At 57.6% G+C, this 6,681-nt stretch carries 7 protein-coding genes; 3 read left to right on the top strand and 4 right to left on the bottom strand.

Annotated features, from left to right (window positions below; translation table 11 throughout):
• Window positions 1-18: 18 nt before the first annotated feature.
• The 3 genes from tssD (at window position 19) to WX88_RS04520 (ending at window position 2,363) form a co-directional block, all read left to right on the top strand.
• Window positions 19-1,239 carry a type VI secretion system tube protein TssD gene (gene tssD, locus WX88_RS30720; RefSeq protein ID WP_052732324.1) on the top strand — a complete coding sequence of 407 codons (1,221 nt, stop codon included), beginning with the start codon at window positions 19-21 and terminating at the stop codon, window positions 1,237-1,239.
• Window positions 1,229-1,696, top strand: coding sequence for a hypothetical protein (locus WX88_RS04515; RefSeq protein ID WP_046242981.1), 468 nt, complete (start codon window positions 1,229-1,231; stop codon window positions 1,694-1,696). Before tssD ends, WX88_RS04515 begins: the two co-directional genes overlap by 11 nt.
• 289 nt (window positions 1,697-1,985) lie before the next feature.
• The gene (locus tag WX88_RS04520; RefSeq protein WP_046242982.1) at window positions 1,986-2,363 is read left to right on the top strand and encodes a PH domain-containing protein; all 378 of its coding nucleotides are present in this window, start codon (window positions 1,986-1,988) and stop codon (window positions 2,361-2,363) included.
• Between the two features lie 81 nt (window positions 2,364-2,444).
• Here WX88_RS04520 and WX88_RS04525 read toward each other — a convergent pair whose 3' ends face one another.
• The 4 genes from WX88_RS04525 to WX88_RS04540 form a co-directional block, all read right to left on the bottom strand.
• A complete protein-coding gene (locus WX88_RS04525) occupies window positions 2,445-3,416 on the bottom strand; it encodes a deoxyhypusine synthase family protein (RefSeq protein ID WP_046242983.1) in 972 nt (323 codons plus the stop codon).
• 167 nt (window positions 3,417-3,583) lie between these two features.
• Window positions 3,584-4,126: an ATP-dependent protease subunit HslV gene (gene hslV, locus WX88_RS04530; RefSeq protein WP_046242984.1), complete on the bottom strand. Its 543-nt coding sequence runs from the start codon at window positions 4,124-4,126 to the stop codon at window positions 3,584-3,586.
• Between the two features lie 123 nt (window positions 4,127-4,249).
• Complete coding sequence (locus WX88_RS04535) at window positions 4,250-5,344, bottom strand: acyltransferase family protein (protein WP_046242985.1); 1,095 nt, start codon at window positions 5,342-5,344, stop codon at window positions 4,250-4,252.
• Between the two features lie 103 nt (window positions 5,345-5,447).
• Window positions 5,448-6,681, bottom strand: a 1,234-nt coding sequence (locus WX88_RS04540) for a dihydrolipoamide acetyltransferase family protein (RefSeq protein ID WP_046242986.1), incomplete at its 5' end; no start/stop codon positions are given.

Consider the following 6,681-nt stretch of genomic DNA (forward strand, 5'->3'; position numbering starts at 1 on the left):
CTTCCACTACTTCTACTAATGGCCTCTTTCTATGCCGAGCTGCGCGTAGCCGGATACGTGTTCCGCATCTGGCACTGCACCTACGGCAGCACCCAGGACACCGACGGCCACGGGCGCGCCATAGCGAAAGTGCGCAACACGCTAGCCGAATTCGTGCTCGACGTGCCCGACCACAACTTTTTAGAAGGGTGGGCCAACGACCCGCTTAAACGCCTGCCCGCTGAAGCCGTCTTTTCTGACGCGACAAATCGCACGCTGGAAACCATGCGTTTCGAAGCGGCCTATTGCGTGGGCTATCAGGAGTTCTTCGCCAGCGGCGACACGGCGGGCGGCTCCTACCAGTGCCGCGTCACCCTCTCCGACCCCGATGGCTGGCACTGGCAGCCCGGAGGCCCCGCCCCCACCCCACAGGCCCTCCAGCAGAACCCGTTCGTGCTGCCGCAGACGCCGGTGGTACCACCCGTACCACTGCCCCCGGTGGAGGTGCCCGTACCACCCGCCCCGCTGGGGCTACTGGCGCGCCTGCTGGCCCTACTGCCCGAGCTGGGCGTGGCCGCCGCGGTGGCGGTGCTCGTGCCCACCAACAGCCGCGACGACCCGGGCTACCAATCCGAATGGGACTTCATCCGCCGCAACACCCCACCCACCGATAGAGACCGCGCCGAACTGGCCGACCTAGAGCGCCGCCATGCCGATGGCACATTGACAGCCGACGAGGAGGCACATCTGCTGGCGCTGCTGGCGCTGCTGGCGCGGGTCAAGGGGCTGCGGCTGCAACAACTGGCGGACTTGCGCACCCTGCCTAGCCGCCCGCCAAATCCTACTGCGCGACCGCGTGGAATTCCGGCAAGAATTGACCCACGGGATGAACTAGTGAAGCAACAGGCAATCATCCGCGAGAACGAAACGGCCAATATTATGGCGCAGGCAGGGTACGATGTTGAACAAAATCCCGTATCCCCCAATCCTCCCAAAAAACCAGACTATCGAATAGAAGGTAAAATTTTCGATAATTACGCCCCCACTAGCAGTAGTGTGCGTAATATTTGGTCGAACACGGGAGTAAAAGTTTCAGAAGAACAAACCAGAAGGGTTGTACTCAATTTGCGCGGTTCAGAAGCAGACGTATCCGCTCTGGCCGAACAATTCAAAAAATACCCCATTCCGGATTTAGAGGAAGTTGTCATCATTAACAAAGCCGGCGAAATCATCCATATCCTTCCTAATTATGGCACTTGAATACAGAGTCCTTTTTGCCACTCCGGCTCCTGTTCTTTCCGATTTCTTATTTCAATTACCAACTGTTGCTACCACGCACAGCTCGCTGGTACAAGAAGAGCGTGGATGGTCGATACTAGATGAAAAGGATGAGTTGATACTCAGCATTTCTGCTAGCGAAAAAGCAGACTATTTAGATTTCAGCTTCGGTCCCTATCATTATCAGTCAAGCTGGTATATCCGCTTTAATACTCCAAACCGATTTTTGGCTAAGGAAATGTTTCTAGCGTTACTCAAGCACCTCTTGGTTGCGGAGGTGAGCAAGTTCCTCGCTATTTTTAACGGTGAACTAGTCCTTTTACACAAGGAGGCCGACCACGTCTTTCTCAATTCGCTGAGCAGCACTTGGGAAGATTCGGAAGCCTTGGCTCAGGTATCTTCAATCGGGTACACGTTTACTGAATACCCAGTTGTTTAACTCAGCGCATAGACCGCTCCTTCGGGTTTCTGAGTGGTCTACAGGCGTTGCGCTTTTGCATATTTGCGGATAAGGATAATAGACGGGCCGGTGCCGTAACTCACGTAGCAGGTGTTGCAGCCACTATGCAACACCCCGCAAGCACAAACGAACAAGAGCCCGCCGCTTCCTCAGTGGCGGGCTCTTGTTCGTTTGTGAGCAGTTCGGTTTTCACTCCCCGCTGCCAAGTGTTCTGGCAAAGCAAGTATTTTTCCCTATACTGCGGGCACATCACTCATCAACAAACGACATGGGCTTTTTTTCTGCATTACTCGGCAACGCCGGCGTGGTTCAACCAGCCGAATTGAATGGCGAATACGGCGTTCTGCTCGCGGACGGCGAGGTTATTGAAATCGGCTTCAAGCTGGTGCGCGACGTTTTCATTTTCACCAGCAAACGGCTGATTCTCGTTGAAAAGCAGGGCCTGACGGGCAAGAAAACAACTTACCTTTCCATTGCCTACAAAAGCATCACGCGGTTTGCAATCGAAACCGCTGGTCATTTAGACCTCGACGCCGAGCTGAAAATCTGGATATCGAGCGAGGTGCAGCCCAGCATCATTCGGCAGTTCAACACGCAAGTCAACATCTACGACGTGCAAAAAGTATTGGCGCAGCACGTGGGCTAGCCCACCGTATCGCCCTATCAAGGAAATAAAAAGGCCCGCCACTGATGCAGTGGCGGGCCTTCTTGTTAAAACTCGCAGCAGTTACTGCCCCAGCACGATGGCAAACACCAGCGGCGCCACAATGGTCGCGTCGCTCTCAATCACGTACTTGGGCGTGTGCTCACCCAGCTTGCCCCAGGTGATTTTCTCGTTGGGCACGGCGCCGGAGTAGCTGCCGTAGCTGGTGGTCGAGTCCGAAATCTGGCAGAAGTAGCCCCACAGCGGCACTTCGTGGCGCTGCAAGTCCTGGTGCAGCATGGGCACCACGCAGATAGGGAAGTCGCCGGCAATACCGCCGCCAATCTGGAAGAAGCCTACTTTGCTCTCCTCGGTGGCGTTTTGGGTGTACCAGTCGGCCAGGAACATCATGTACTGAATGCCGGTGCGCATGGTGTGCACGTTCTGCACGTCGCCGGTCATCACGTGACCCGCGTAGATGTTGCCGAGCGTGGAATCTTCCCAACCGGGGCAAATGATGGGCAGGTTTTTCTCGGCCGCAGCCAGCATCCAGGAGTCTTTAGGGTCAATCTGGTAGTACTGCTCCAGCTCGCCCGAGAGCAGAATCTGGTAGAAGAACTCGTGCGGGAAGTACGACTCGCCGGCGCTGTCGGCCTGCTCCCAGAACTTGAGCACGGTGTGCTCGATGCGGCGCATGGCCTCTTCTTCGGGGATGCAGGTATCGGTCACGCGGTTCATGTGGCGCTTGAGCAGGGCGTGCTCGTCGGCAGCGGTGAGGTCGCGGTAATTAGGCACCCGCTCGTAGAAGTCGTGGGCTACGAGGTTGAAGATGTCCTCTTCGAGGTTGGCCCCGGTACAGCTGATGATTTGCACCTTATCCTGCCGAATCAGCTCGGCCAGTTGGATGCCCAATTCGGCGGTACTCATGGCTCCGGCCAGGGTTATCATCATCTTCCCGCCATCGGCCAGGTGCTTGTTGTAGCCGTCGGCAGCGTCGATAAGCGCAGCCGCGTTGAAGTGCCGGAAGTGGTGGCGGAGGAAGTTGGTTACTTGCATGATGGAATGGGTTATTGGCAATTGTAATCGAATGAGTTCATGTCGAGCGCAGCCGAGACATCTCGCGGGCCTTAGTAACTCAATCGTTCAACGAAAGAAACACTAGTGGCACGCCAGCTGTCTCGGCTGCGCTCGATATGACGTTCTGCTTGTTGAGTTAGTTCAGCCTATACTGGCTGCTCAATCATCAAATTATGATTGGTGTAAATGCAGATATCGGCGGCGATGTGCAGGGCATCTTCCACCATCTGGCGGGCTGATAAGTGCGGTGCGTGCTTTTTCAGGGCCAACGCCGCCGCTTGGGCGTACATGGCGCCGCTGCCAATGGCCGCCACGTCGGAGTCCGGCTCCAGTACGTCGCCGGTTCCGCTGAGGATGAGCAGCTCTTCTTTATCGGCCACCACCATCATGGCTTCCAGCTTGCGCAGGTACTGGTCTTTGCGCCAATCTTTGGCTAGTTCGATGGCGGCGCGCTTGAGGTTACCCCCGTAGCCGGTCAGCTTCTCATCGAATTTATCGAGCAGCATGAAAGCATCGGCCGTGGAGCCGGCAAAACCGGTCACAATCTTGCCGTCTTGCAGCTTGCGGATTTTACGGACGTTGCTTTTGGCCACGTGCTTGTCCATGGTGGCCTGCCCGTCGGCGCCGAGGGCTATTTCACCGTTATGGCGGATGCCAAGAACGGTGGTAGAACGAATTTTTGCTTGCATAAGGCCGCAAAAATACAACGCCCACCGTCATCGGCAGGCCCCGGCGTGTCCCGTAGCGGGTCGAGCTTGACGCAAGCAATATTCATTGTACCTGTTCTCCTTTCAGGAGGCCCAATCAGCTCCTCATTTCCCACCGGCAGCCCGAGCAGAATTAATAGAATGGAGGAGCCACTCGAAAAAGCGAATCCATCGCGGCCGCTGGTTTTCAAACAGCACTCCTAACCCGCCAGCCACCAACCCAACCCCCAGCACCACCTGCCACATCTGCTGCAAATCATTAACCCGCCAGCCGAAAACAACCCGCCACAGTACGATGAGCGGAAAGTGCAGCACGTAGAGCGGAAAGGATAAATCGGCCGCCCTTCGCAGAGGCTTCACCCACCCGTGGCTCAGGGCCGGGTGCCCACCCGGCAAGCTCCAGATGGCCAAACCAACCAGCCCCCCAACCACCCAGTCGGTCGCAAACTGCGCCGTCATGAACAGCGGCGCCGCCCCCACCGCCCCAGGCAGCGCCGGCAAGTACGCGACCGCCAGCCCAGCCAAAAGGAGAAATAGCCCAACCAAAACCCACCCATAGCGCACAACAAGCCCTGGCTTTGGCAGCCGAAAAGCCCAAACCTCGCAAAGCCAAATGGGCATCAGCAGCAGAATTTTGGGGCCGGCAATGAGGCTGGCCGCCGCCAGCCACCACCATGTCTTACGATTTGCCGCCCGGTAAAACCAAAGGCCATAGATGAGGTAATACCAGAACTCGTAGCTCAGCGACCACAGGGGTGAATTGAGTGGTGGCGCCGCCGACAGCAAGCCCGCTTCGTTGCCAAAGAAGGCACTTAGCACGTAGCGCAGCCAGGAATATTCCCGCACGTACCGCACCGTCAGGAAGGCGTCCGAACGAACCACCACAAATTCAACCAACGCCGTCACAACCAAGGCCGGCACCAGCACCGAGTACAGACGGCTGAGGCGGGCAATGGCGTATTGCTGGGGCCCTCGGTTGTTTCCGCTGGTGGTGAAAGCAATGACGTAGCTGGAAATCACAAAAAACACCACCACCGCCGCGTGCGAGGCCTTGCCCAAGGCTTCGTGCGTAGCCGGGTAGGCGGTAGTCCATTGGCTGCTGACGTGGAAAACCAGCACGACCAATGCCGCCACTATGCGCTGAACATCGAGCATGATGCTCGTACTGGTGCTGATGTTTTGCTTCCGTAAGTCAACCATTTTACTCGCACTGCGTGCTTTACCGCTCGTTGCCGGCTTATTTTATTCTGGCAAAAAAAAACCAGCCGGTTATGGCTGGTTTTTTCAGTTCACCGCTTCAGGCTCAAATCAGCATACGCAAGGGGTCTTCCAGCAGGCCTTTCAAGGTCTGAAGGAAGGCGGCACCGGTGGCGCCGTCCACCACACGGTGGTCGCAGCTCAGCGTCACTTTCATGATGTTGCCAATTACAATCTGACCATCCTTCACGACGGGTGTCTGCTTGATACCGCCCACGGCCAGGATGCAGGCATCGGGCGGGTTGATGATGGCCGTAAACTCTTCAATGCCAAACATGCCCAGGTTGGAGATGGTGAAGGTGCTCCCCTCCCACTCGGCGGGCTGCAGCTTCTTGCTCTTGGCCTTGCCGGCCAGCTCTTTCACCTCGTTGGCAATTTGCGAGAGGCCTTTCTGGTCGGCGTTGCGCACCACGGGCACCAGCAGGCCTTCGTCCACGGCCACAGCCACCCCAATGTTTATCAGCTTGTTCTGGCGAATCTTATCACCAAGCCACGACGAATTCACGGCCGGGTGCTGGCGCAGGCCCATAGCCGTCGCCTTCAGCACCAGGTCATTGAAGGAAAGCTTCACCGGCGACAGCTCATTGAGCTTGCTCCGTGTCTCGATGGCCTTGTCCATGTTGATTTCCATCGTGAGATAGAAATGCGGGGCCGTAAATAAGCTTTCCGACAGGCGCTTGGCAATTACCTTGCGCATCTGCGATACGGGCGTATCGGTGTAGGCATCGGAAGCGGGGCTGGCCGCGCTCGGAGCCGGAGCCGCGGCTTGCGGCTGAGCGGCCGGAGCCGGTGCGGTCGCTGGGGCAGCCACAGCCGCCGGAGCCGCTTGCGCAACCGGAGTAGCAGCGCCGGAAGGCTGGAAGTTCTCCACGTCGCGCTGCACGATGCGGCCGTTATCGCCGCTGCCTACTACTTCCGCGAGATTAATACCCTTTTCTTTGGCAATGCTCTTGGCCAAGGGCGAGGCCAGAATGCGGCCACCCGGAGCGGCCGCAGCCGGCTGGGCAGGTGCCGCCGACTGAGCGGGCGCCGAGACCGGCGCCGCAGTTTCAGCGGGTTTCGAGGCTTCGGCGGGAGCGGCAGCCGATGCAGCACTTCCACCGCTTTGGCCACCCAGCAGGGCTTGGATATCGGCTCCTTCTTCGCCAATAATGGCAAGGATGCCGTCAACGGCCACAGCTTCGCCGGCTTTGGGGCCAGTGTAGAGCAGGGTGCCGTCTTCGTAGTTTTCCAGTTCCATGGTGGCCTTGTCGGTTTCGACTTCGGCCAGAATATCACCG

This window comes from Hymenobacter terrenus, assembly GCF_000972495.1.
GTDB classification, from domain to species: domain Bacteria; phylum Bacteroidota; class Bacteroidia; order Cytophagales; family Hymenobacteraceae; genus Hymenobacter; species Hymenobacter terrenus.

Bases quoted from the DNA above. Each gene is read 5' to 3' on its own strand.
- WX88_RS04520 (WP_046242982.1), top strand. From the start codon at position 1,986: ATGGGCTTTTTTTCTGCATTACTCGGCAACGCCGGCGTGGTTCAACCA.
- WX88_RS04535 (WP_046242985.1), bottom strand. From the start codon at position 5,344: ATGGTTGACTTACGGAAGCAAAACATCAGCACCAGTACGAGCATCATG.
- WX88_RS04525 (WP_046242983.1), bottom strand. From the start codon at position 3,416: ATGCAAGTAACCAACTTCCTCCGCCACCACTTCCGGCACTTCAACGCG.
- hslV (WP_046242984.1), bottom strand. From the start codon at position 4,126: ATGCAAGCAAAAATTCGTTCTACCACCGTTCTTGGCATCCGCCATAAC.
- WX88_RS04515 (WP_046242981.1), top strand. From the start codon at position 1,229: ATGGCACTTGAATACAGAGTCCTTTTTGCCACTCCGGCTCCTGTTCTT.
- tssD (WP_052732324.1), top strand. From the start codon at position 19: ATGGCCTCTTTCTATGCCGAGCTGCGCGTAGCCGGATACGTGTTCCGC.